General features: G+C 71.8%; 20 protein-coding genes. 18 read left to right on the plus strand and 2 right to left on the minus strand.

The window, feature by feature from the left end; genetic code table 11:
- Positions 1 to 20: 20 nt before the first annotated feature.
- From ACZ5D2_RS38770 to ACZ5D2_RS38830, 13 genes are all read left to right on the plus strand, one after another.
- Entirely contained in the window at positions 21 to 1715 is a 1695-nt protein-coding gene (locus ACZ5D2_RS38770) for a UDP-N-acetylmuramoyl-L-alanyl-D-glutamate--2,6-diaminopimelate ligase (RefSeq protein ID WP_371678924.1), read from the plus strand.
- Complete coding sequence (locus tag ACZ5D2_RS38775; protein ID WP_468936203.1) at positions 1712 to 3136, plus strand: UDP-N-acetylmuramoyl-tripeptide--D-alanyl-D-alanine ligase; 1425 nt, start codon at positions 1712 to 1714, stop codon at positions 3134 to 3136. Before ACZ5D2_RS38770 ends, ACZ5D2_RS38775 begins: the two co-directional genes overlap by 4 nt.
- Positions 3133 to 4203, plus strand: coding sequence for a phospho-N-acetylmuramoyl-pentapeptide-transferase (mraY, locus tag ACZ5D2_RS38780; protein WP_371678926.1), 1071 nt, complete (start codon positions 3133 to 3135; stop codon positions 4201 to 4203). Before ACZ5D2_RS38775 ends, mraY begins: the two co-directional genes overlap by 4 nt.
- Positions 4185 to 5633, plus strand: coding sequence for a UDP-N-acetylmuramoyl-L-alanine--D-glutamate ligase (gene murD, locus ACZ5D2_RS38785; RefSeq protein ID WP_371678927.1), 1449 nt, complete (start codon positions 4185 to 4187; stop codon positions 5631 to 5633). Before mraY ends, murD begins: the two co-directional genes overlap by 19 nt.
- Before the next feature lie 69 nt (positions 5634 to 5702).
- A complete protein-coding gene (gene ftsW, locus ACZ5D2_RS38790) occupies positions 5703 to 7061 on the plus strand; it encodes a putative lipid II flippase FtsW (RefSeq protein ID WP_371678928.1) in 1359 nt (452 codons plus the stop codon).
- Positions 7062 to 7067: 6 nt separating this feature from the next.
- Positions 7068 to 8162, plus strand: coding sequence for an undecaprenyldiphospho-muramoylpentapeptide beta-N-acetylglucosaminyltransferase (gene murG, locus ACZ5D2_RS38795; RefSeq protein WP_266838574.1), 1095 nt, complete (start codon positions 7068 to 7070; stop codon positions 8160 to 8162).
- Between the two features lie 30 nt (positions 8163 to 8192).
- Positions 8193 to 9035: a cell division protein FtsQ/DivIB gene (locus ACZ5D2_RS38800; RefSeq protein WP_371678929.1), complete on the plus strand. Its 843-nt coding sequence runs from the start codon at positions 8193 to 8195 to the stop codon at positions 9033 to 9035.
- 278 nt (positions 9036 to 9313) lie between these two features.
- A complete protein-coding gene (ftsZ, locus tag ACZ5D2_RS38805) occupies positions 9314 to 10513 on the plus strand; it encodes a cell division protein FtsZ (RefSeq protein ID WP_030228033.1) in 1200 nt (399 codons plus the stop codon).
- Positions 10510 to 11259: a peptidoglycan editing factor PgeF gene (gene pgeF / locus ACZ5D2_RS38810; RefSeq protein WP_371678930.1), complete on the plus strand. Its 750-nt coding sequence runs from the start codon at positions 10510 to 10512 to the stop codon at positions 11257 to 11259. Before ftsZ ends, pgeF begins: the two co-directional genes overlap by 4 nt.
- On the plus strand, positions 11246 to 11965 hold the full coding sequence (locus ACZ5D2_RS38815; RefSeq protein ID WP_371678931.1) for a YggS family pyridoxal phosphate-dependent enzyme: 720 nt from the start codon (positions 11246 to 11248) through the stop codon (positions 11963 to 11965). The genes pgeF and ACZ5D2_RS38815 overlap by 14 nt, the downstream gene beginning before the upstream one ends.
- 170 nt (positions 11966 to 12135) lie before the next feature.
- On the plus strand, positions 12136 to 12753 hold the full coding sequence (locus ACZ5D2_RS38820) for a cell division protein SepF (protein ID WP_371678932.1): 618 nt from the start codon (positions 12136 to 12138) through the stop codon (positions 12751 to 12753).
- Positions 12754 to 12812: 59 nt separating this feature from the next.
- Positions 12813 to 13109: a YggT family protein gene (locus ACZ5D2_RS38825; protein ID WP_030155988.1), complete on the plus strand. Its 297-nt coding sequence runs from the start codon at positions 12813 to 12815 to the stop codon at positions 13107 to 13109.
- 82 nt (positions 13110 to 13191) lie between these two features.
- On the plus strand, positions 13192 to 14412 hold the full coding sequence (locus ACZ5D2_RS38830; RefSeq protein WP_371678933.1) for a DivIVA domain-containing protein: 1221 nt from the start codon (positions 13192 to 13194) through the stop codon (positions 14410 to 14412).
- Between the two features lie 454 nt (positions 14413 to 14866).
- Here ACZ5D2_RS38830 and ileS read toward each other — a convergent pair whose 3' ends face one another.
- Both ileS and ACZ5D2_RS38840 read right to left on the minus strand, forming a co-directional pair.
- Entirely contained in the window at positions 14867 to 18025 is a 3159-nt protein-coding gene (gene ileS / locus ACZ5D2_RS38835) for an isoleucine--tRNA ligase (RefSeq protein ID WP_371678934.1), read from the minus strand.
- Positions 18026 to 18530: 505 nt separating this feature from the next.
- Positions 18531 to 18860: a hypothetical protein gene (locus ACZ5D2_RS38840; protein ID WP_371678935.1), complete on the minus strand. Its 330-nt coding sequence runs from the start codon at positions 18858 to 18860 to the stop codon at positions 18531 to 18533.
- Between ACZ5D2_RS38840 and ACZ5D2_RS38845 the strand changes: the two genes are divergently transcribed.
- The 5 genes from ACZ5D2_RS38845 to ACZ5D2_RS38865 all read left to right on the plus strand — a co-directional run bounded on the left by ACZ5D2_RS38845 (position 18850) and on the right by ACZ5D2_RS38865 (position 23352).
- Positions 18850 to 19344: a TraR/DksA family transcriptional regulator gene (locus tag ACZ5D2_RS38845; protein ID WP_371678936.1), complete on the plus strand. Its 495-nt coding sequence runs from the start codon at positions 18850 to 18852 to the stop codon at positions 19342 to 19344. The genes ACZ5D2_RS38840 and ACZ5D2_RS38845 overlap by 11 nt on opposite strands.
- Before the next feature lie 65 nt (positions 19345 to 19409).
- Positions 19410 to 19976: a signal peptidase II gene (lspA, locus tag ACZ5D2_RS38850; protein ID WP_371678937.1), complete on the plus strand. Its 567-nt coding sequence runs from the start codon at positions 19410 to 19412 to the stop codon at positions 19974 to 19976.
- Between the two features lie 120 nt (positions 19977 to 20096).
- Complete coding sequence (locus ACZ5D2_RS38855) at positions 20097 to 21038, plus strand: RluA family pseudouridine synthase (protein WP_266577719.1); 942 nt, start codon at positions 20097 to 20099, stop codon at positions 21036 to 21038.
- Positions 21035 to 21499 carry a GNAT family N-acetyltransferase gene (locus ACZ5D2_RS38860; RefSeq protein WP_371678938.1) on the plus strand — a complete coding sequence of 155 codons (465 nt, stop codon included), beginning with the start codon at positions 21035 to 21037 and terminating at the stop codon, positions 21497 to 21499. Before ACZ5D2_RS38855 ends, ACZ5D2_RS38860 begins: the two co-directional genes overlap by 4 nt.
- A gap of 260 nt (positions 21500 to 21759) precedes the next feature.
- On the plus strand, positions 21760 to 23352 hold the full coding sequence (locus tag ACZ5D2_RS38865) for a Na+/H+ antiporter (RefSeq protein ID WP_371678939.1): 1593 nt from the start codon (positions 21760 to 21762) through the stop codon (positions 23350 to 23352).
- The last annotated feature ends 131 nt before the right edge of the window (positions 23353 to 23483 follow it).

Raw genomic sequence — 23483 nt, forward strand, 5'->3', positions numbered from 1 at the left:
AAACGCGTGAGGCACCATCAGTGACAACCATCACCCCGAAACCCGGGAACCAATCGGCCGACGGCGCCCAGGGCGGCCCCTCGCTTCGCGAGCGGCCCGCCGCGCCCGGTACGCTCACCGCCGTGCCCCACGCTGATCAGCCCAGAACCGCCCAGAAAGACGCCCCGGCAGCGCCGCCGGGAGCGCCCCGGCCCGTGTCCGCCCGCCCGACCCCCCTGGGCGAGCTGGCCACCCTGCTGGGTCTGCCCGATTCAGGCGCCACACCGATCACCGGCATCACGCACGACTCCCGTGCCGTGCGCCCCGGCGATCTGTACGCCGCCCTGCCCGGCGCCCGGCTCCACGGCGCGGACTTCGCCACGCAGGCCGCCGCCCTCGGCGCGGCCGCCGTGCTGACCGATCCGGCGGGCGCCGACCGCGCCGCCGCGACCGGCCTGCCGGTGCTCACCGTCGCCGACCCGCGCGGCCGGATGGGCGAGCTCGCCGCCGAGATCTACGGCCGCCCCGGTGAAGGCCTGCTCCAGCTCGGCATCACGGGCACCTCGGGCAAGACCACCACCGCCTACCTCGTCGAGGGCGGACTGCGCGCCGCCGGACGCACGACCGGACTGGTCGGCACCGTCGAGATGCGCATCGGCGACGAGCGCATCAAGTCCGAGCGCACCACCCCCGAGGCCACCGACCTCCAGGCCCTGTTCGCCGTCATGCGCGAACGCGGCGTCGAGGCCGTGGCCATGGAGGTCTCCAGCCACGCCCTGGTGCTGGGCCGGGTCGACGGATGCGTCTTCGACGTCGCCGTCTTCAACAACCTGAGCCCGGAACACATGGAGTTCCACTCCGACATGGAGGACTACTTCCAGGCCAAGGCGCAGCTCTTCACCCAGCGCCGCGCCCGCCTCGGCGTGGTCAACGTCGACGACGAGTACGGCCGCCGCCTCGCGAAGGAGGCGCCGATCCCGGTCGTGACCTTCTCCGCCGCCGGCGACCCGGCCGCCGACTGGCGCGCCGAGGACGTGGTCAGCGGCCCCATGGACTCCACCCTGACCCTGGTCGGGCCCGAGGGCCAGCGCGTACGGGCCACCGCCCCGCTGGCCGGCCCGTTCAACGTCGCGAACACCGTCGCCGCGATCGTCACGCTCGCCGCCGCCGGGCTGGACCCGCAGACCGCCGCCGACGGCGTCGCCGCCGTCCCCGGCGTCCCGGGCCGCCTGGAGCGGGTCGACGCGGGACAGCCGTACCTGGCCGTCGTCGACTACGCCCACAAGACGGACGCCGTCGAGTCGGTGCTGCGCGCCCTGCGCGAGGTCACCACCGGCAGGCTGCACATCGTCCTCGGCTGCGGCGGCGACCGCGACACCACCAAGCGCGCCCCGATGGGCGCCGCCGCGGCCCGGTACGCCGACGTCGCCGTCCTGACCTCCGACAACCCGCGCTCCGAGGACCCGCTCGCGATCCTCGCCGCGATGTTCGAGGGCGCCGTGTCGGTGCCGCCGGCCGAGCGCGCCACCGTTCTCGTCGACGCCGACCGGGCCGCGGCCATCGCCGCCGCCGTCGCGCGCGCCGGGGCCGGGGACACGGTCCTCGTCGCCGGCAAGGGCCACGAGCAGGGCCAGGACACCGCGGGCGTCGTACGCCCCTTCGACGACCGCGCCGTGCTCCGCGCGGCCATCGAGACCCAGCAGCGCAGCGCCCGACAGGCCGAGGTGAACCAGTGATCGCCCTTTCCCTCGCCGAGATCGCCGACATCACCGGCGGGCGGCCCCACGACATACCGGATCCCTCGGTGCGGATCGGCGGCCCCGTCGTCATCGACTCCCGCCAGGTGGAGCCCGGTAGCCTCTTCGCCGCCTTCGAGGGCGAGCACGTGGACGGCCACGACTACGCCGAGCGCGCGGTCGCGGCCGGTGCCGCGGCCGTCCTCGCCGCCCGCCCCGTGGGCGTACCGGCGATCGTGGTCCCCGACGTGGAGAAGGCCCTCGGCGCCCTCGCCCGTACCGTCGTCGAACGCCTCGGCACCGACGTGGTGGCGCTGACCGGCTCGGCCGGCAAGACGTCCACCAAGGACCTCATCGCCCAGGTGCTCCAGCACCACGCGCCCACAGTGTGGACGCCCGGCTCCCTCAACAACGAGATCGGCCTGCCGCTCACGGCCCTGAAGGCCACCGCCGAAACCCGGCACCTCGTCCTGGAGATGGGCGCCCGAGGAATCGGCCACATCGCCTACCTGACCGGCCTGACCCCGCCGCGCATCGGCCTCGTCCTGAACGTCGGGACCGCCCACATCGGCGAGTTCGGCGGCCGCGAGGCCATCGCCCAGGCCAAGGGAGAGCTGGTCGAGGCCCTGCCGGCCGAAGCCGACGGCGGGGTCGCCGTCCTCAACGCGGACGACCTGCTGGTGCGGGCCATGTCCGCCCGCACCAAGGCCCGTACCGTCCTGTTCGGGGAGGCCGAGGACGCCGACGTACGGGCCACCGAGGTGCGGATGACACCCGCCGGACAACCCTCCTTCACACTCCACACCCCGACCGGGTGCAGCGATGTGACCTTGCGGCTGTACGGTGAGCACCACGTGTCGAACGCGCTCGCCGCGGCCGCCGTCGCCCATGTCCTGGGCATGTCCGTCGAAGAGATCGCCACAGCGCTCTCCGCGGCGGGCACGCTGTCACGGTGGCGGATGGAGGTCACCGAGCGCGCGGACGGCGTGACGATCGTCAACGACGCCTACAACGCGAATCCCGAGTCCATGCGGGCCGCCCTGCGCGCACTTGCCGCGATGGGCGACTCCGCCAGGGCGAAGGGGGGACGTACGTGGGCGGTGCTCGGCCCCATGGCCGAGCTCGGCGACGCCGCGCTGGCCGAGCACGACGCGGTGGGACGGCTCGCCGTCCGGCTCAACGTGAGCAAGCTCGTGGCAGTCGGGGGCAGGGAAGCGTCCTGGCTGCAACTGGGCGCATATAACGAGGGTTCGTGGGGTGAGGAGTCGGTGCTCGTGTCCGACGCGCAGGCGGCAGTGGACCTGTTGCGCAGTGAACTGCGCCCGGGGGACGTCGTGCTGGTGAAGGCTTCCAGGTCGATCGGCCTGGAGCGGGTCGCGCAGGCGCTGCTCGACAGCGAGGGCGAGGTCGCCGGCCGATGAGGCAGATCCTGTTCGCGGGTGTCATCGGTATGTTCCTCACCGTCATCGGCACCCCCCTCCTGATCAAGCTGCTGGCCCGCAAGGGCTACGGCCAGTTCATCCGCGACGACGGCCCCCGCGGCCACGCCGGGAAGAAGGGCACGCCCACCATGGGCGGTATCTCCTTCATCCTGGCGACGCTCATCGCGTACGCCGCGACGAAGGCGATCACGGGCGAATCCCCGAGCATGTCGGGCCTGCTCGTGCTCTTCCTGATGGCGGGCATGGGCGTGGTCGGCTACCTCGACGACTACATCAAGATCGTCAAGCGCCGCTCGCTCGGTCTGCGGGCCAAGGCCAAGATGGCCGGCCAGCTGATCGTCGGCATCGCCTTCGCGGTCCTCGCGCTGCAGTTCTCGGACTCGCGCGGACTCACCCCGGCCTCCACGAAGCTGTCGTTCGTCACGGACTTCGGCTGGGCGATCGGCCCCGTGCTGTTCGTGGTCTGGGCGCTGTTCATGATCCTGGCCATGTCCAACGGCGTGAACCTGACCGACGGTCTGGACGGCCTCGCCACCGGCGCCGCCGTGATGGTCTTCGGCGCCTACACCTTCATCGGCGTCTGGCAGTTCCAGGAGTCCTGCGTCAACGCGCAGACCCTGACCAACCCGAACGCCTGTTTCGAGGTGCGCGACCCGCTGGACCTCGCGGTCGTCGCCTCCGCCCTGATGGGAGCCTGCTTCGGCTTCCTGTGGTGGAACACCTCGCCCGCCAAGATCTTCATGGGTGACACCGGCTCGCTCGCCCTCGGCGGCGCGCTCGCGGGCCTCGCCATCTGCTCCCGCACGGAGCTCCTGATGGCACTGCTCGGCGGCCTCTTCGTGCTCATCACGATGTCGGTCGTCATCCAGGTCGGCTCCTTCAAGCTGACCGGAAAGCGCGTCTTCCGGATGGCGCCGCTCCAGCACCACTTCGAACTCAAGGGCTGGTCCGAAGTCCTCGTCGTGGTCCGCTTCTGGATCATCCAGGGCATGTGCGTGATCGTCGGTCTCGGTCTCTTCTACGCGGGATGGGCAGCAGACAAGTGACCTCCTGGCAGGACAGGAACATCACCGTCGCCGGCCTCGGCGTGAGCGGCATCAGTGCCGCCCGCGCCCTGGCCGGCCTCGGCGCCGTCGTGACGGTCGTCGACAACGGGGACGGGGACGCCCACCGGGCGCGGGCCGCCGAGCTCGCGGAGCTGGGCATCGAGGTACGCCTCGGCCACCTGGCGGACGGCGCCCGCGCCGGAGACGTCCTGCCCGAAGGCACCGACCTGGTCGTGACCTCGCCCGGCTGGAAGCCCGACAGCCCGCTGTTCGAGGCCGCCGCCAAGGCCGGCGTGGACGTCGTGGGCGACGTCGAGATCGCCTGGCTGCTGCGCGGCGAGAACGCCGCCCCCTGGCTCGCGATCACCGGCACCAACGGCAAGACCACCACCACCCAGATGCTCGCGTCGATCCTGCGCGCGGCCGGTCTGAAGACCGCGGCCGTCGGCAACATCGGCACCCCGATCATCGACGTGGTGACCGGCGACGAGACCTATGACGTCCTCGCCGTCGAGCTCTCCAGCTACCAGCTGCACTGGGCGCCCTCGGTACGCGCCCACTCGGCGGCCGTCCTCAACCTGGCCCCGGACCACCTGGACTGGCACGGCTCGATGGACGCCTACGCCGCCGACAAGGGCCGCATCTACGAGGGCAACACGGTCGCCTGCGTCTACAACGTCGCCGACCCCGCCACCGAGGCCCTGGTCGTCGAGGCGGACGTCGAGGAGGGCTGCCGGGCCATCGGCTTCACCCTCGGCGCCCCCGGCCCCTCCATGCTCGGCGTGGTCGACGGGATCCTCGTGGACCGCGCCTTCGTCGAGAACCGGCAGAAGAACGCCCAGGAGCTCGCCGAGGTCAAGGACGTCAACCCGCCGGCCCCGCACAACATCGCCAACGCCCTCGCGGCGGCGGCCCTCGCCCGCGCCTTCGGCGTGGAGCCCCGCGCGGTCCGCGACGGCCTGCGCGACTTCCGCCCCGACGCCCACCGCGTCTCGTACGTGGACGAGGTCGGCGGGGTCACCTACATCGACGACTCCAAGGCCACCAACACGCACGCCGCGGAGGCCTCCCTCGCGGCCTTCGAACCGGTCGTCTGGATCGCCGGCGGCCTCGCCAAGGGCGCGACCTTCGACGAGCTCGTCCGGAAGTCCGCCGACCGGCTGCGCGCGGTGGTACTGATCGGCGCCGACCGGGCGCTGATCGCCGAGGCGCTGGCGCGACACGCCCCCGAGGTCCCGGTCGTCGACCTCGAACGGACCGACACTGGGGCGATGCTCGCAGCGGTCCGGGAGGCGGCCCGGCTCGCGGAGCCCGGCGACACGGTCCTGCTGGCGCCCGCGTGTGCCTCGATGGACATGTTCGCGAACTACAACAAGCGTGGGGACGCGTTCGCCGACGCCGTGCGCGAACTGGCCGCCGAGAGCGCCTAGGTCGATCCGGGGCAGCATGCCTGCCCGACCCGGCTGCTCGCCTCGTACGAGTGGAGGGGAAGATCACAGATGCCGGCCAAGCAGATGCTGCCGGGGCGGCGGCCCGCCGCCGTGAAGGCGCAGGGCCGCAAACGCCCCGCGGTCACCGCCCGGCGGCCCGCCCACGGGCCGCTGCAGCGGCTGCGGCGCGCACAGCGGCAGTTGAGCAAGGCGTGGGACCGGCCGCTGACCGCCTATTACCTGATTTTCGGCAGCTCGCTGCTCCTCACCGGGCTCGGCCTGGTGATGGTCTACTCGGCCTCCATGATCAAGGCCCTCCAGCTGGGCCTGGGGGACGCGTACTTCTTCAAGAAGCAGTTCCTGGCCGCCCTGATCGGTTCCGTCCTGCTCTTCGCCGCCTCCCGGATGCCGGTCAAGCTGCACCGGGCCCTGTCCTATCCGGTGCTCGCCGGCACCCTGTTCCTGATGGTCCTGGTCCAGGTCCCCGGGATAGGGGTCTCGATCAACGGCAACCAGAATTGGATCTCCCTTGGCGGTCCGTTCATGCTCCAGCCCAGTGAGTTCGGCAAACTCGCCCTGATCCTGTGGGGCGCCGACCTGCTGGCCCGCAAGGGGGACAAGGAGCTGCTGAGCCAGTGGAAGCACCTGCTGGTGCCGCTGGTCCCGGTGGCCTTCCTGCTGCTCGGGCTGATCATGCTGGGCGGGGACATGGGCACCGCGATGATCCTGGGCGCCGTCCTGTTCGGGCTGCTCTGGCTCGCCGGGGCGCCGACCCGGATGTTCGCGGGGGTCCTGCTCTTCGCGGGTGTGATCGTCGCACTGCTCATCAAGACCAGCCCGCACCGCATGGACCGGCTCGCCTGCCTCGGCGCGACAGATCCGGGCAAGAACGACCTTTGCTGGCAGGCCGTACACGGGATCTACGCCCTGGCATCCGGTGGATGGTTCGGTTCCGGCCTGGGGGCGAGTGTGGAAAAATGGGGGCAACTGCCCGAAGCCCACACCGACTTCATCTTTGCCATCACCGGTGAGGAACTGGGGCTGGCGGGGACGCTGTCGGTGCTCGCCCTGTTCGCGGCCCTAGGCTATGCGGGTATCCGCGTGGCCGGACGCACGGAGGACCCCTTCGTACGGTATGCCGCGGGAGGCGTCACCACGTGGATCACGGCCCAGGCCGTGATCAACATCGGTGCGGTGCTCGGCCTGCTGCCGATCGCCGGTGTGCCCCTCCCGCTGTTCTCCTACGGAGGGTCGGCCCTGCTGCCGACCATGTTCGCGGTCGGACTGCTCATCGCCTTCGCGCGGGAGGAGCCGGCGGCGCGAGCGGCGCTCGCGATGCGCCGGCCGAGGTTCGGCCGGCAGCGGAGCGGGCCGATATGGAAGTCGATGAGACGGCGCGTCAAGAGGCGTCCGTCCGGAGAGCGGTGAATTTCGGTGCATGTCGTACTCGCCGGTGGGGGGACCGCCGGCCACATCGAGCCGGCGCTCGCCCTCGCGGACGCCCTGCGCAGGCAGGACCCGACCGTGGGCATCACCGCCCTCGGTACCGAACGCGGCCTTGAAACGCGGCTGGTCCCGGAGCGCGGCTACGAGCTGGGGCTGATCCCCGCCGTACCGCTGCCCCGCAAGCCCACGCCCGAGCTGATCACCGTCCCCGGGCGGCTGCGCGGCACCATCAAGGCCGCCGAGGAGATCCTGACCCGGACCAAGGCGGACTGCGTCGTCGGCTTCGGCGGTTACGTGGCCCTGCCCGGCTACCTGGCCGCCAAGCGGCTCGGGGTGCCGATCATCGTCCACGAGGCCAACGCCCGGCCCGGACTGGCCAACAAGATCGGCTCCCGCTACGCGCACGCCGTCGCGGTGTCCACCCCGGACAGCAAGCTGCGCGGCGCCCGCTACGTGGGCATCCCGCTGCGCCGGTCCATCTCCACCCTCGACCGGGCCGCCGTCCGCCCCGAGGCGCGCGCCGCCTTCGGGCTGGACCCCAACCTGCCGACGCTGCTGGTCTCCGGCGGCTCGCAGGGCGCCCGCCGCCTCAACGAGGTGATCCAGCAGGTCGCTCCGACCCTCCAGCGCTCCGGGATCCAGATCCTGCACGCGGTCGGCCCGAAGAACGAACTGCCGCGTGTCGACAACATGCCCGGGATGCCGCCGTACGTCCCGGTACCGTACGTGGACCGGATGGACCTCGCGTACGCCGCCGCCGACATGATGCTGTGCCGCGCGGGCGCGATGACCGTCGCCGAACTCTCCGCCGTCGGACTGCCGGCCGCCTACGTACCGCTGCCCATCGGCAACGGCGAACAGCGGCTCAACGCCCAGCCGGTGGTCAAGGCCGGCGGCGGCCTGCTCGTGGACGACGCGGAACTGACGCCCGACTGGGTGCTCGGCCAGATCCTCCCGGTGCTGTCCGATCCGCACCGCCTGTACGAGATGTCCCGCGCCGCCGCCGAGTTCGGCCGCCGGGACGCCGACGACCTGCTCGTCGGCCTGGTCTACGAGGCGGTCGCGGCCAACAGGGCCCGCTGAGGCGGGAAGCCAGATCCAGGAGGCACAGGAGTGGCCGGAGCGACGACGGCACAGCGCGGCACGTCCGACCGGTCGGGCCGGGGCGGGAAAAAGCGCCCGGGCCCGTCCGGGCCGCCCAAGCCGCCCAAGTCGTCGAAGAGGCCGGGTCCCCGGGGACCCGGTGGCGCGCGAGCGCGCCGCGTCCCCGTCCTGGCCTCCCTCGCCGCCGCCGTGGTCCTCGCCGCGGGCGGCACCTGGGCGCTCTACGGCTCCTCCTGGCTCCGCGTCGAGAAGGTCACGGCCTCCGGCACCGAGGTGCTCACCCCCGAACAGGTCCTCACGGCCGCGGCCGTACCCGTCGGCGCACCCCTCGTCGGCGTCGACACGGACGAGATCGCGAGCCGTCTGCGCCGGCGGCTGCCCCGCATCGATTCGGTCGACGTGGTGCGGGCCTGGCCGCACGGAATCGGGCTGAAAGTGACGGAACGCAAACCCGTCCTGCTCATCAAGAAGGAAGCGGAGTTCGTCGAAGTGGACGCGTCCGGTGTGCGATTCGACACGGTCGGACGCGCGCCCGCGGGTGTTCCGGTCCTGGAACTGACCGCGGAGCACTCGCCGAGCGCCCGCCGCTTCGACGAGCAGCGCCTCCTGCGGGAGGCGGTGGGCATCGCCGGAACCCTCCCCGCCGCGATCGCGAAAGAGACGTTGCAGGTCAAGGTGCGGTCGTACGATTCGGTGCTGCTCCAGCTGACCAAGGGGCGCACGGTCGTGTGGGGGAGCGGCGAACTGGGTGAGGCGAAGGGCCGTGCGCTGACCGCCCTGCTGAAAGCCGCGCCCAAGGCCGACCACTTCGACGTGAGCGTCCCCACCGCGCCTGCGGTGTCCGGGAGTTGACGTCCGGTCGAACAGCGAAGCACCCTGGTTGGCCACCGATACGGGTGATCACATAGGGTGAAAAGAAAAACGGGAGGTTCGGCGTGTTCGTTGAACCCGCGCTACTTGTCGACTTAGTGTCCTGTTCGGAAGAGTCCAGGGAACAGACACACTCCTAACCCTAAACTTCAGGGTTAGGGTTCGGGTCGGCGCGTACGAACCGTCCCAATTTCGGCATCAGTCGTCGCACCGCAGACCCGCGAAGCGGCGACACGTAATCGAGGCGAGAGGCCTTCGACGTGGCAGCACCGCAGAACTACCTCGCAGTCATCAAGGTCATCGGTGTCGGCGGCGGTGGTGTCAATGCCATCAACCGAATGATCGAGGTCGGTCTCAAGGGTGTCGAGTTCATCGCCATCAACACGGACGCCCAGGCGCTGTTGATGAGCGACGCCGATGTCAAGCTCGACGTCGGTCGTGAACTCACCCGAGGCCTCGGCGCCGGAGCCAACCCGGCCGTCGGCCGCAAGGCGGCAGAGGACCACCGTGAGGAGATCGAGGAGGTCCTCAAGGGGGCCGACATGGTCTTCGTCACCGCCGGTGAGGGCGGCGGCACCGGCACCGGCGGCGCACCCGTCGTGGCCAACATCGCGCGCTCGCTGGGCGCCCTGACGATCGGTGTGGTCACCCGGCCGTTCACCTTCGAGGGCCGGCGCCGCGCGAACCAGGCGGAGGACGGCATCGCCGAGCTCCGCGAAGAGGTCGACACCCTCATCGTCATCCCCAACGACCGCCTGCTGTCCATCTCGGACCGCCAGGTCAGCGTCCTGGACGCCTTCAAGTCGGCCGACCAGGTCCTGCTCTCCGGCGTGCAGGGCATCACCGACCTCATCACCACCCCGGGTCTGATCAACCTGGACTTCGCGGACGTCAAGTCCGTGATGTCCGAGGCCGGCTCCGCGCTGATGGGCATCGGCTCGGCCCGCGGCGACGACCGCGCCGTGGCCGCCGCCGAGATGGCGATCTCCTCGCCGCTGCTGGAGGCCTCCATCGACGGGGCGCGGGGCGTCCTGCTCTCCATCTCCGGTGGCTCGGACCTCGGTCTCTTCGAGATCAACGAGGCCGCGCAGCTGGTGAGCGAGGCCGCGCACCCCGAGGCGAACATCATCTTCGGTGCCGTCATCGACGACGCGCTCGGCGACGAGGTACGGGTCACCGTGATCGCGGCCGGGTTCGACGGCGGACAGCCCCCGGCCCGCCGGGACAACGTCATCGGCGCCGCGTCCACCAAGCGCGAGGAGCCGGCCCCCGCGCCGGTGCGCGCCCCGGAGCCGGTCCGCCCGGCCTTCGGCGGACTCGGCACGGTCACCCCGCGCGAGGAGCCCCCGGCCCCGGTGGAGATCCCCGTCGAGCCGGCGCCCGCGCCGCAGGTGCCGACGGCCCGGCCGTACCAGGACAGCCCGGCCGAAGAGCTGGATGTTCCGGACTTCTTGAAGTGACACTGGGGCAGCATCACGAGAGCGGCGCCCACTTCGCCTTCACCGACCGGTGGGGCGGGGTGAGCGCCGTTCCGTACGAGGAGCTCAATCTCGGCGGCGCGGTCGGAGACGACCCGGCCGCCGTTCGCGCGAACCGGGCCGCCGCGGCGCGGGAGCTGGGCGTCGACCCGGACCTCGTCGTCTGGATGAACCAGGTGCACGGGCGGGACGTCGCGGTGGTGGACGGCCCCTGGGCCGCCGGCGACGCGGTTCCGGCGGTGGACGCGGTGGTGACCGCCCGTCGGGGGCTCGCCCTCGCCGTGCTCACCGCCGACTGCACCCCCGTGCTGCTGGCCGACCCCGTCGCCGGGGTCGTCGGCGCCGCCCACGCCGGGCGGCCCGGCCTGGTCGCCGGGGTGGTGCCGGCCGCGGTCGAGGCGATGACGGCCCTGGGCGCGGACCCCGCGCGCATGGTCGCCCGTACCGGACCGGCCGTCTGCGGGCGGTGCTACGAAGTGCCCGCCGAGATGCGGGAGGCGGTCGCCGCCGTGGTTCCGGCCGCGTGGGCCGAGACCAGCTGGGGGACGCCGGCGGTGGACGTGGTCGCCGGGGTGCACGCGCAGCTGGCGGAGGCGGGGGTGGCGTACCGCCACCGTTCCGCGGTCTGCACACTGGAGTCGCGGGACCACTTCTCGTACCGCCGCGACCGGGTGACCGGGCGGCTCGCCGGATATGTGTGGTTGGAACGGATTGATGACAGACCGTAAGTCGGAACTCGCGGAGAACCTCGCGCGGGTGGAGGAGCGCATCGCGTCCGCCTGCGCGGCCGCGGGCCGGGGGCGGGACGAGGTGACCCTCATCGTGGTCACCAAGACGTATCCGGCGAGCGACGTACGACTGCTGGCGGAGCTGGGCGTCCGTCATGTTGCGGAAAACCGCGACCAGGACGCCGCGCCCAAGGCGGGGGCCTGCGCGGATCTGCCGTTGAACTGGCACTTCGTGGGTCAGTTGCAGACGAACAAAGTCCGTTCCGTGGCGGGATACGCGCATGTCGTGCAGTCGGTCGACCGGCCGAAGCTCGTCACGGCGCTGTCGGCGGCCGCGGAGGCGCAGGGGCGCGAACTCGGCTGCCTGGTGCAGATCGCGCTCGACGCGGAGTCGGGGGAGCGCGGCGCACGCGGAGGCGCGGCGCCGGACCTGCTCGCGCGGTTGGCGGACCTCGTGGCCGCCGCGCCGGGACTGCGCATCGACGGCCTGATGACCGTCGCCCCGCTGGCCGGCCCCTACGCGGGGCGCGAACGGGCGGCCTTCGAGCGGCTGGTGGAATTGTCATCCGGCCTGCGCGCGGACCATCCGGCTGCCACGATGGTGTCGGCCGGAATGAGCGCCGACCTGGAACAGGCCGTGCTGGCGGGTGCGACACATGTACGCGTCGGCACTGCGGTACTCGGCGCGAGACCCCGGCTCGGGTAACGTCGCGAAGAAAGTCGGACCACAGCAGAAAATATGGTCATTTCCGCAGATGAGCGGACAGACCAAGTGGATCGCGGGCAGTTGGTGACTTTGGTGACACAGCTACTTTGCTGACGGACACAGCGACACCTGCGACAGGGCGATCCACCACAGAGCGGAGGACTCGGAGAATGGCCGGCGCGATGCGCAAGATGGCGGTCTACCTCGGCCTCGTGGAGGACGACCGGTACGACAACCCGGGGTACGACCCCGATGACGAGTTCGAGCCCGAGCCGGAGCCGGAGCGCGCGCGGGACCGGGATCGCCGACAGCAGCCCGTGCACCAATCGCCCGTAACGGACGAACCGGTACGAGCCGTACAGCCTCCGGCGCAGCGGGAACCCCTCCCAATTCCGTCAGAAAACGGACGTCCCGCGCGAATTGCCCCCGTGGCATCCATCACACCTGACCGCACCAACCTGGAGAAGAACGCCCCCGTGATCATGCCCAAGGTCGTCTCCGAGCGGGAGCCGTACCGCATCACGACGCTGCACCCCCGGACCTACAACGAGGCCCGTACCATCGGGGAACACTTCCGTGAGGGCACTCCGGTGATCATGAATCTCACGGAGATGGACGACACGGACGCGAAGCGTCTCGTCGACTTCGCCGCCGGCCTCGTCTTCGGTCTGCACGGCAGTATTGAACGCGTGACACAGAAGGTGTTCCTGCTGTCGCCTGCTAACGTCGATGTCACGGCGGAGGACAAGGCCCGCATCGCGGAGGGCGGGTTCTTCAACCAAAGCTAGACCGATCCGTCAGACACGGGACCGGGAACAGAGCGAGAACGGGGAGAGGGAAGCGCGGGATGGGCGTCGCACTGCAAGTGGTCTACATCGCGCTGATGTGCTTCCTCATCGTGCTGATCTTCCGACTGGTCATGGACTACGTGTTCCAGTTCGCACGTTCATGGACACCCGGCAAGGCGATGGTGGTCGTTCTGGAGGCCACCTACACTGTCACCGATCCACCGCTCAAGCTTCTCCGGCGATTCATCCCGCCGTTGCGTCTCGGGGGCGTGGCACTCGACCTGTCCTTCTTCGTTCTGATGATCATCGTTTACATCCTCATCAGTTTCGTGAGCACCGCTGCGAGAAGCGTGTGAACGATGTGCTTCCCCGCGGGCGCGGGGACAGTCCCGATACGGTCTTGCCGACTGCCGACGACTACGTAGAGGTGAAGAAGACATGCCGCTGACCCCCGAGGACGTGCGGAACAAGCAGTTCACGACCGTCCGCCTCCGAGAAGGCTATGACGAGGACGAGGTCGATGCCTTCCTCGACGAGGTCGAGTCCGAACTGACGCGCCTGCTGCGCGAGAACGAGGACCTGCGCGCCAAGCTGGCCGCCGCGACGCGTGCCGCCGCGCAGAGCCAGCAGCAGCAGCAGAACATGCGCAAGCCGGAGCCCCAGGACCAGCGAGGCCCGGGCGCCCCCGTGCCCGCGGCCATATCCGGCCCGCCGCAGCAGCAGCAGCAGCCGCAGATGGGCCCGCCGCAGCTTCCCGGCGGCCAGCCGCAGCTGCCGGCCGGTCCCGGTGGACACGGTCCGCAGGGTCCGGGCCCGATGGGCGGCCCCATGCAGCAGCAGCAGTCCATGGGTGGCCAGCACCCGATGGCGCCGCAGCAGCAGATGGGCCAGCCCCCCATGCAGCAGCAGTCCATGGGTGGCCAGAACCCGCTCGGCCAGCCGATGGGCCAGCAGATGCAGCCGATGGGGCAGCAGATGCAGCCCATGGGCCAGCCCATGCAGCAGATGCAGCAGCCGCCGCAGCTCCCGCAGCAGGGCCCCGGTGGCGACAGCGCCGCCCGCGTCCTGTCGCTCGCGCAGCAGACCGCCGACCAGGCGATCGCGGAGGCCCGCTCCGAGGCCAACAAGATCGTCGGCGAGGCCCGTTCGCGCGCCGAGGGCCTGGAGCGGGACGCCCGTGCCAAGGCCGACGCGCTGGAGCGGGACGCGCAGGAGAAGCACCGCGTCGCGATGGGCTCCCTGGAGTCCGCCCGCGCCACGCTGGAGCGCAAGGTCGAGGACCTTCGGGGCTTCGAGCGCGAGTACCGTACGCGTCTGAAGTCCTACCTGGAGTCGCAGCTGCGCCAGCTGGAGACCCAGGCCGACGACTCCCTGGCCCCGCCGCGGAACCCGGCCGGTCCGGCGCTGCCGCCGTCGCCTTCGCCGTCGATGGCTCCGGCCGGTGCGATGGGTCACTCGATGGGCAACCCGTCCATGGGCGCTCCGTCCCCCATGGGCGGTCCCTCCCCGATGGGTGGTGGCCCGTCCTACGGCGGCCAGCAGCAGATGTCCCCGGCGATGACGCAGCCGATGGCTCCGGTGCGGCCGGCCGCGCCGCAGCCGATGCAGCAGGCGCCGTCTCCGATGCGGGGCTTCCTGATCGACGAGGACGACAACTAGGCGCCGCCGCTCGTCGTCGGCAGCCTTACGGGCCGGGCCCGGGTTCCTTCTGGAACCCGGGCCCGGCCCGTTTCCGCGTCCCGCCGCCCGTTTCCGCGTTCCGGCGGGCCGGTGCCGGTGCGGGTGCGGGTGCGGGTGGGTGCGGGTGGGTGGCCGCTGCGCGGGGCCGTCCCCTCCCCGCCCTTCCACCGTTCCCCGGGCTCCGCCCGGACGCTTCGGGGGCTCCACCCCCGGACCCCGCGCCTCAAACGCCGGCGGGGCTGGATTTGGCTGGCGTTTGAGGCGCGGGCGCGGAGCGCCGTGGCGGGAGCCGCACCCGGCACGGGTACGGGCCGGGCCCGGATCCTTCAGCCGCGCCGGCGTCTGAGGCGGGAACGGTGGAAGGGCGGGGAGGGGAAAGACAAAGCGGCCCGCACCCCCCCGGAGGGAGAGGCGCGGGCCGCCGGGCCCGGAGTTACGCCTTGCGGAGGCGGAACGTCAGGGACAGGGACTCGTCCGTGAACGGCTCGCCGTACGCCGCGTCCGCCTCGCCGGAGGCGAAGTCCGTGGCGAGGACCTCGTCCGCGATCAGGGCCGCGTGGTCCGTCAGGGCCGTGACGACCTCCGGCTCCGCGGCGGACCACCGCAGGGCGATGCGGTCCGCCACGTCGAGGCCGGAGTTCTTGCGGGCCTCCTGGATCAGGCGGATCGCGTCACGGGCGAGGCCCGCCAGCTTCAGCTCCGGCGTGATCTCCAGGTCCAGGGCGACCGTCGCGCCGGAGTCGGAGGCCACCGACCAGCCCTCGCGCGGGGTCTCCGTGATGATGACCTCCTCCGGGGTGAGCGAGACGGACTCCCCGTTCACCTCGACCTCGGCGGAACCGGACCGCAGGGCCAGCGACAGCGCCGCCGCGTCGGCCGCGGCCACCGCCTTCGCCACGTCCTGCACGCCCTTGCCGAAGCGCTTGCCCAGCGCCCGGAAGTTCGCCTTGGCCGTGGTGTCCACCAGGGAGCCGCCGACCTCGGAGAGGGAGGCCAGGGAGGAGACGTTCAGCTCCTCCGTGATCTGGCTCTGCAGCTCCGGCGAGAGCGCGTCGAAACCGGCCGCGCCGACCAGCGCGCGCGACAGCGGCTGGCGGGTCTTGACCCCGGACTCCGCGCGGGTCGCGCGGCCCAGCTCCACCAGGCGGCGGACCAGCAGCATCTGCCGCGACAGGACCGGGTCGATCGCGGTGGCGTCCGCGACCGGCCAGGTGGACAGGTGCACCGACTCCGGGGCCTCCGGGGTGACCGGGACGATCATGTCCTGCCAGACCCGCTCCGTGATGAAGGGGGTCAGCGGGGCCATCAGGCGGGTGACCGTCTCGACGACCTCGTGCAGGGTGCGCAGGGCGCCCTTGTCGCCCTGCCAGAAGCGGCGGCGCGAGCGGCGCACGTACCAGTTCGAGAGGTCGTCGACGAAGGCGGAGAGGAGCTTGCCGGCGCGCTGGGTGTCGTAGGACTCCATCGCCTCGGTGACCTCGGTGACCAGGGTGTGGAGCTCGGAGAGCAGCCAGCGGTCCAGGACCGTGCGGTCGGCCGGGGCCGGGTCGGCCGCCGAGGGGGCCCAGCCGGAGGTGCGGGCGTACAGGGCCTGGAAGGCGACCGTGTTCCAGTACGTGAGGAGGGTCTTGCGGACGACCTCCTGGATCGTGCCGTGGCCGACGCGACGCGCCGCCCACGGGGAGCCGCCGGCCGCCATGAACCAGCGCACCGCGTCGGCGCCGTGCTGGTCCATGAGCGGGATGGGCTGGAGGATGTTGCCCAGGTGCTTGGACATCTTGCGGCCGTCCTCGGCGAGGATGTGGCCCAGGCAGACCACGTTCTCGTAGGAGGACTTGTCGAAGACGAGGGTGCCGACCGCCATCAGCGTGTAGAACCAGCCGCGGGTCTGGTCGATGGCCTCCGAGATGAACTGCGCCGGGTAGCGCTTCTCGAAGATCTCCTTGTTCTTGTACGGGTAGCCCCACTGTGCGAACGGCATCGAACCCGAGTCGTACCAGGCGTCGATGACCTCGGGGACGCGGACGGCCTCCAGGGAGCAGCCCTCGGCCGTGCAGGTGAAGGTGACGTCGTCGATGTACGGGCGGTGCGGGTCCAGGTTCGAGTGGTCCTGGCCGGAGAGCTCGGACAGCTCGGCGCGGGAGCCGACGCAGGTGAGGTGGTCCTCCTCGCAGCGCCAGATCGGCAGCGGGGTGCCCCAGTAGCGGTTGCGGGACAGCGCCCAGTCGATGTTGTTGTTCAGCCAGTCGCCGAAGCGGCCCTGCTTGACCGAGTCCGGGAACCAGTTCGTCTTCTCGTTCTCCCGCAGCATCGCGTCCTTGACGGCGGTGGTGCGGACGTACCAGGACGGCTGCGCGTAGTAGAGCAGGGCGGTGTGGCAGCGCCAGCAGTGCGGGTAGCTGTGCTCGTAGGCGATGTGCTTGAAGAGCAGGCCGCGCGCGTCGAGGTCGGCGGTGAGCTTCTCGTCGGCCTTCTTGAAGAAGACGCCGCCGACCAGCGGGACCTCTTCCTCGAAGGTGCCGTCGGGGCGGACCGGGTTCACGACGGGCAGGCCGTACGCGCGGCAGACCGCGAGGTCGTCGGCGCCGAAGGCGGGGGACTGGTGGACCAGACCCGTGCCGTCCTCGGTCGTGACGTACTCGGCGTTCACGACGTAGTGGGCGGGCTCCGGGAACTCGACCAGCTCGAAGGGGCGCTGGTACGTCCAGCGCTCCATCTCCTTGCCGGTGAAGGACTCGCCGGTGGCCTCCCAGCCCTCGCCCAGGGACTTCTCCAGCAGCGGCTGGGCGACGACCAGCTTCTCCGGGTCCTCGCCGCCGGTACGGCGGGCGACGACGTAGGTGACCTCGGGGTGCGCGGCCACGGCCGTGTTGGACACCAGGGTCCAGGGGGTCGTCGTCCAGACCAGCAGCGCCGCCTCGCCCGCGAGGGGGCCGGAGGTCAGCGGGAAGCGGACGTAGACCGAGGGGTCCACGACCGTCTCGTAGCCCTGCGCCAGCTCGTGGTCGGAGAGGCCGGTGCCGCAGCGCGGGCACCAGGGGGCGACGCGGTGGTCCTGGGTGAGCAGGCCCTTGTTGAAGATCTCCTTCAGCGACCACCACACGGACTCGACGTACTCGGGGTCCATGGTCCGGTAGGCGTCGTCCAGGTCGACCCAGTAGCCCATGCGGGTCGTGAGCTCGGTGAACGCGTCGGTGTGGCGGGTCACGGACTCGCGGCACTTGGCGTTGAACTCGGCGATGCCGTAGGCCTCGATGTCCTGCTTGCCGTTGAAGCCGAGTTCCTTCTCGACGGCGAGCTCGACGGGCAGGCCGTGGCAGTCCCAGCCGGCCTTGCGGGCCACGTGGTAGCCGCGCATGGTGCGGAACCGGGGGAAGACGTCCTTGAAGACGCGGGCCTCGATGTGGTGCGCGCCGGGCATGCCGTTCGCGGTGGGCGGGCCCTCGTAGAAGACCCACTCGGGGCGTCCCTCGGACTGCTCCAGGGTCTTCGCGAAGGTCTTGCTCTCGCGCCAGAAGTCGAGGACCGCGTGCTCAAGGGCAGGCAGGTCGACCTGGGCGGGTACCGGGCGGTACTGCGGCGGTGTGGTCATGAGGCTGAACTCTTCCTCCGGCGGGGTGTCAGTTCCGTCCGGAGGGACGAGAGCGCTGCAGCTCCCGCGGTACCACCCTCCTTGGCCCCCGGACAGGTCCGGCGGCCCCCTCATTGGGGTGCGAAGCCGGTTCTACTCGCCCCACGGGGATCCGTACGGGCTTTCTTCCGGCGGCTCAGGGGTGATCCTTCACGTCGCGCTCGCCCCCGGGCTCTCACCGTCCCCGGGTCGCTCCTGGCTGCGTCCGACGCTACTCGTCCCCGTCCATGCCTCTCGCTGCGCCCAGTGTAAGGGCCGGGGCCCGGGTCGGCAGACCGGTTATCGCGGCGTCCGCGGGGTGACCCGGACGGGCTGATCGCCCGGTACGGGATCCAGCGGGGCGGGTGGGGCGGATTACCGGGCTTCCCGCTGGGCACAACGGATGCAGGTTGACCTCGATGGACGCGTGCCCCGTTGCCGTGTGGTCGGCGCCGATTTATCGTTCCGGCACGATTCACGAACAAGATCACAGTATGTGAAAAGGGGCCGCGGCCATGGTGGCGAAGAAGACGGCGACGCAGGAGGTGGCTGCTGTGCCAGGCTCCACGCCTGCCGCCAAACGGGCTGCTCCGGCCGAGAAGACGGCGGCGAAGAAGACAACGGCGCCGAAGACCACTACGAAGAAGGCCGCCGCGAAGAAGACCGCGGCGCGGAAGGCCCCGGCGAAGGCGGCCGACGCCACGGCGACGAAGGCGGCCGCGAAGAGCACCACGGGCAAGGCGGCGGCCACCCCGGCCGCGGCCGAGGGGGCGGCCCCGGCCGCGCGGAAGACGGGAGCTCGGAAAGTGGTTGCCAAGAAGACTGCGGGTACGGCCAGGAAGACGGCCGCTGCGGCCACCAGCGGGCTCCCCAAGGCGCGGGCCACGGCGGCGGCCACCACGCCCGGCGAGCTCGCCGTACGCCCCGGCGAGGACCCCTGGACCGAGCAGGAGGTCGAGGAGGCCCGTACGGAACTGGTCTCGGAGATCCTGCGGCTGCGTACCGAGCTCGACGCCTCCGAGGTCGCCATCACGGGCCTGATGCGGGACTCGGGGGACGGCGCGGGCGACGACCAGGCCGACACCGGGACCAAGAACATCACCCGGGAGTCCGAACTGGCCCTCGCCGCGAACGCCACCTCGATGCTGGAGCAGACCGAGCGGGCCCTGGAACGTCTGGAGGCGGGCACGTACGGACTCTGCGAGAACTGCGGGCAGCCCATCGGCAAGGCGCGGATGCAGGCCTTCCCGCGGGCCACCCTGTGCGTGGACTGCAAGCAGAAGCAGGAGCGGAGGCACTAGGCACGAGGTGCGTCCCCTGACGTACTCTCGTGTCTCGTCGGGATCGAGCTAGTCGAGGGACTCACGTGGCAGAGGCGGAGCGCATCATCGGTACGCCGGAGGTCGGGGACGACGCCGAGCCGCAGCCGGGGCCGGACGCACCCAAGGGGCGCCGGCGGATCGCGGCGCTGCTCGTCGTGGCGGTGCTCGCGTACCTGGTCGACCTCGGCAGCAAGATGCTGGTCGTGGCCCGGCTGGAGCACCAGCCCCCGATCCGGGTCCTCGGCGATCTGCTGCAGTTCAACGCGATCCGCAACCCCGGCGCCGCCTTCGGCTTCGGCGAGGCGTTCACGATCATCTTCACCTGCATCGCGGCGACCGTGATCGTGGTGATCGTCCGGCTGGCGCGCAAGCTGTACAGCCTGCCGTGGGCGATCGCCCTCGGTCTGCTGCTGGGCGGCGCGCTGGGCAACCTCACCGACCGGATCTTCCGTTCGCCGGGGGTGTTCCGCGGTGCGGTGGTCGACTTCATCGCCCCCGCCCACTTCGCCGTCTTCAACCTCGCGGACTCGGCGATCGTGTGCGGCGGCATCCTGATCGTCCTGCTGTCCTTCAAGGGCCTGGACCCGGACGGCACCGTCCACAAGGACTGATCGCGCGACTGATCGCGGGCCCGTCGGGGGCCCGCCGTACGCCCGCCGTACGCCCCGTCGCGGGCCGGTCCCGGGCCGATCGCGGGAATGGTCCTCTGCCGAGTCCTGCATACTCGACGGGTGAGTACGATTCCCGAGATCCGCACCCTGCCCGTTCCCGATGGCCTCGAAGGCGAGCGCGTGGACGCCGCCATCGCCCGTATGTTCGGTTTCTCCCGGACGAAGGCGGCCGAGCTGGCGTCGGAGGGGAAGGTCTCGGTCGACGGCAGCGTCGTCGGCAAGTCCGAGCGCGTGCACGGCGGCGCCTGGCTCGAAGTCGAGATGCCCGCCCCGCCGCGCCCGGTCGAGCTCGTCGCCGAGCCCGTACCCGGCATGGAGATCGTCCACGACGACGACGACATCGTCGTGATCATGAAGCCGGTCGGCGTCGCCGCGCACCCGAGCCCCGGCTGGACCGGCACCACCGTCATCGGCGGCCTCGCCGCCGCCGGCTACCGGATCTCCACCTCCGGCGCGTCCGAGCGGCAGGGCATCGTCCACCGCCTCGACGTCGGCACCTCCGGCCTGATGGCCGTCGCCAAGTCCGAGCGCGCGTACACCTCGCTGAAGAACCAGTTCCGCGAGCGGGTCGTCGACAAGCGCTACCACGCGCTGGTGCAGGGCCACCCGGACCCGATGAGCGGCACCATCGACGCGCCGATCGGGCGCCACCCCAGCGCCGACTACAAGTGGGCGGTGACCCAGGACGGCAAGGCCTCCGTCACCCACTACGACCTGATCGAGGCGTTCCGCGCCGCGTCGCTGCTGGACATCAAGCTGGAGACGGGGCGCACGCACCAGATCCGCGTTCACATGTCCGCGCACCGCCACCCCTGCGTCGGCGACCTGACCTACGGTGCCGATCCGACCGTCGCCAAGCGGCTCGGGCTGACCCGGCAGTGGCTGCACGCCGTCCGGCTCGGCTTCGAGCACCCGGCCGACGGGCAGTGGGTGGAGTTCGAGAGCGGCTACCCGGCCGACCTCCAGCACGCGCTGGATGTGATCCGGGCCGAGAGCCAGTGACGTCCGTCTCGGTGCGGGTGGCCTCCTCGGAGGAGGACCTGGCCGCCTGCTACGCGGTGCGGACCGACGTGTTCGTGGTCGAGCAGTCCGTGCCGGAGTCGATCGAGTACGACGCGTACGACGCGGTCGCGGTGCACGTGCTGGCCGTGGGCCCGGACGGCGCGGCCCTGGGCACCGGACGCCTGCTGCACGGCCCCGAGGCCCTCGGCAAGACCGGCTCGCCCGAGGTCGGCTCGCTGGGGCGCCTCGCCGTACGGAAGTCCGCGCGCGGACTGGGCGTCGGGGTCGCGCTGGTCCGGGCGATCGAGGCGGAGGCGGCCGGGCTGGGACTGACGGCGGTCGACCTCGGCGCGCAGACGCACGCGATGGGCTTCTACGAGCGGCTCGGCTACGGGGCCTACGGGCCGGAGTTCCAGGACGCGGGCATCCCGCACCGCTCGATGCGGCGCACCCTGCCGTAGCCCTGCCGGGCCCGACCGGGGGACCCCCGCGCTTCGAACGCCGGCGGGGCTGGATTGCGCGGAGCGCAATTCCAGCCCCGCCGGCGTTTGAGGCGCGGGCGCGGAGCGCCGTGCCGTGACCCGCGCCCGCGGGACCCGGCACGCGACCGGGCCCAGGGGCCCGCGCCCGTGCGGGGCCGGGGGCGGGCCGGGGCCGACACGCCGGTGGGGTGGCCCCCGACCCTCGTGGCCCAGCGGCGGCGGCCTGGCAGGGTGGGGGAGTGGATCAGCTTGCTCTGCTGTTCGTGCTGCTGCTCGGGGCCGTCGTCACCGTTCCGCTCGGGGACCGGCTGGGGCTGCCCGCGCCCGTGCTGATGACCATCGCCGGGGTGGTGCTGGCACTGGTGCCCGCCGTGCCGAACGTCGACATCCCGCCCGAGTACATCCTGCCGCTCCTTCTGCCCCCGCTGCTGTACGCCTCCGCGCAGCGCACCTCCTGGCGCCAGTTCGCGGCCAACGTACGGCCGATCCTGCTGCTGGCCGTGGCCCTGGTCTTCGTGACCACCGCCGCCGTCGCGGCCGTCGCGCACGCCGTCGTGCCGGGGCTGCCCGTCGCCGCCGCCGTCGCGCTCGGCGCGCTCATCGCCCCTCCCGACCCCGTCGCGGCCACCGCCGTCGCCGGATCGCTCGGACTGCCCCGCAGGATGGTGTCGATCCTGGAGGGGGAGGGGCTGTTCAACGACGTCACCGCCATCGTGCTCTACCACGTCGCCGTCGCCGCCGTCGTCAGCGGCAGCTTCTCGTGGCCCGACGCGCTCGGGGAGTTCGTGCTGTCCGCGGTCGTCGCGGTGGCCGTGGGGCTCGGGCTCGGCTGGGTGACGCAGTGGATGATGGGCCGGCTCGGGGACGCCACGCTCCAGATCGGGCTGACGCTGCTCGTGCCGTTCGTCGCGTACGTGGTGGCGGAGGAACTCCAGGGCTCGGGGGTGCTGGCCGTGCTGACGACCGCCCTGTTCCTCGCCGAGTTCGCCTCGGACGCCGACGACGTGCTGGGGCGGCTGGCCGGGCACACCTTCTGGGAGATCGTCGACACGCTGGTCACCGGCGTGGCGTTCGGACTGATCGGGCTGGAGCTGCACAACGTCTTCGGCGTCGCGAAGGGCCGGGCCTGGGAGATGGTCGGCTGGGCGGCGGTCGTGATCGTGGTGGTCGTCGCCGTACGGCTGGTCTGGCTGCTGCCGGCGGGCTGGCTGGCGAAGAAGCTGCACCGCCGGCGCGACTACGACGAGGAGATCCCGCTGAGCTGGCGGGAGAGCGTGGTGATGTGGTGGGCCGGGATGCGCGGGGTGGCCTCGGTGGCGCTGGCCCTGGCCATCCCCCTGCGCACGGGCGCCGGGGAGCCCTTCCCAGGCCGGGACGAGATCGTGTTCATCGCCTTCGCGGTGATCATGGTGACCCTGGTGTGCCAGGGGCTGACGCTGCCCTGGCTGGTGCGGCGGCTGGGGGTGGAGGCGGACGCCGACGCCGAGCGCGAGGGCCGGCGGCGGCTGGCGCTGCGCGCGGCGAAGGCGGCGAAGCGGCGGCTGAAGGAGATCGAGGAGGTCGAGGACCTGCCCGAGGACCTGGTGGAGACGCTGTACCGGCGCGCGTACGACGTCGGGGCCAGGATCAGCCCCGACCTGGTCGACGAGGAGCGGCGGGAGGCGTACGGGAAGCGGGTGGAGCGGATCAGGGACGTGCAGCGGATCCAGCGGGAGATGATGTCCGCCGCCCGGCACGAGGTGCTGGCCGCGCGGAGCGAGCCGGGGGCGGACCCGGAGATCGTGGACCGGGTGCTGCGCCACCTCGACGTGCGCAGCCTGCGGAGTCCGTAGGCGGGGCGGGAGCCGGGTGGTGCCGCCGGCGAACCGGGCCCGGGGGGGGGGGGGGGGGGGGGGGGGGGGGGGGGGGGGGGGGGGGGGGGGGGGGGGGGGGGGGGGGGGGGGGGGGGGGGGGGGGGGGGGGG

The organism is Streptomyces sp. NPDC031479 (genome assembly GCF_055581065.1).

Excerpts from the sequence above, each read along its gene's own strand:
- ACZ5D2_RS38820 (WP_371678932.1), top strand. The coding sequence starts at position 12,136 with ATGGCCGGCGCGATGCGCAAGATGGCGGTCTACCTCGGCCTCGTGGAG.
- mraY (WP_371678926.1), top strand. The coding sequence starts at position 3,133 with ATGAGGCAGATCCTGTTCGCGGGTGTCATCGGTATGTTCCTCACCGTC.
- ileS (WP_371678934.1), bottom strand. The coding sequence starts at position 18,025 with ATGACCACACCGCCGCAGTACCGCCCGGTACCCGCCCAGGTCGACCTG.
- ftsW (WP_371678928.1), top strand. The coding sequence starts at position 5,703 with ATGCCGGCCAAGCAGATGCTGCCGGGGCGGCGGCCCGCCGCCGTGAAG.
- ACZ5D2_RS38825 (WP_030155988.1), top strand. The coding sequence starts at position 12,813 with ATGGGCGTCGCACTGCAAGTGGTCTACATCGCGCTGATGTGCTTCCTC.
- ACZ5D2_RS38830 (WP_371678933.1), top strand. The coding sequence starts at position 13,192 with ATGCCGCTGACCCCCGAGGACGTGCGGAACAAGCAGTTCACGACCGTC.
- ACZ5D2_RS38815 (WP_371678931.1), top strand. The coding sequence starts at position 11,246 with ATGACAGACCGTAAGTCGGAACTCGCGGAGAACCTCGCGCGGGTGGAG.
- murD (WP_371678927.1), top strand. The coding sequence starts at position 4,185 with ATGGGCAGCAGACAAGTGACCTCCTGGCAGGACAGGAACATCACCGTC.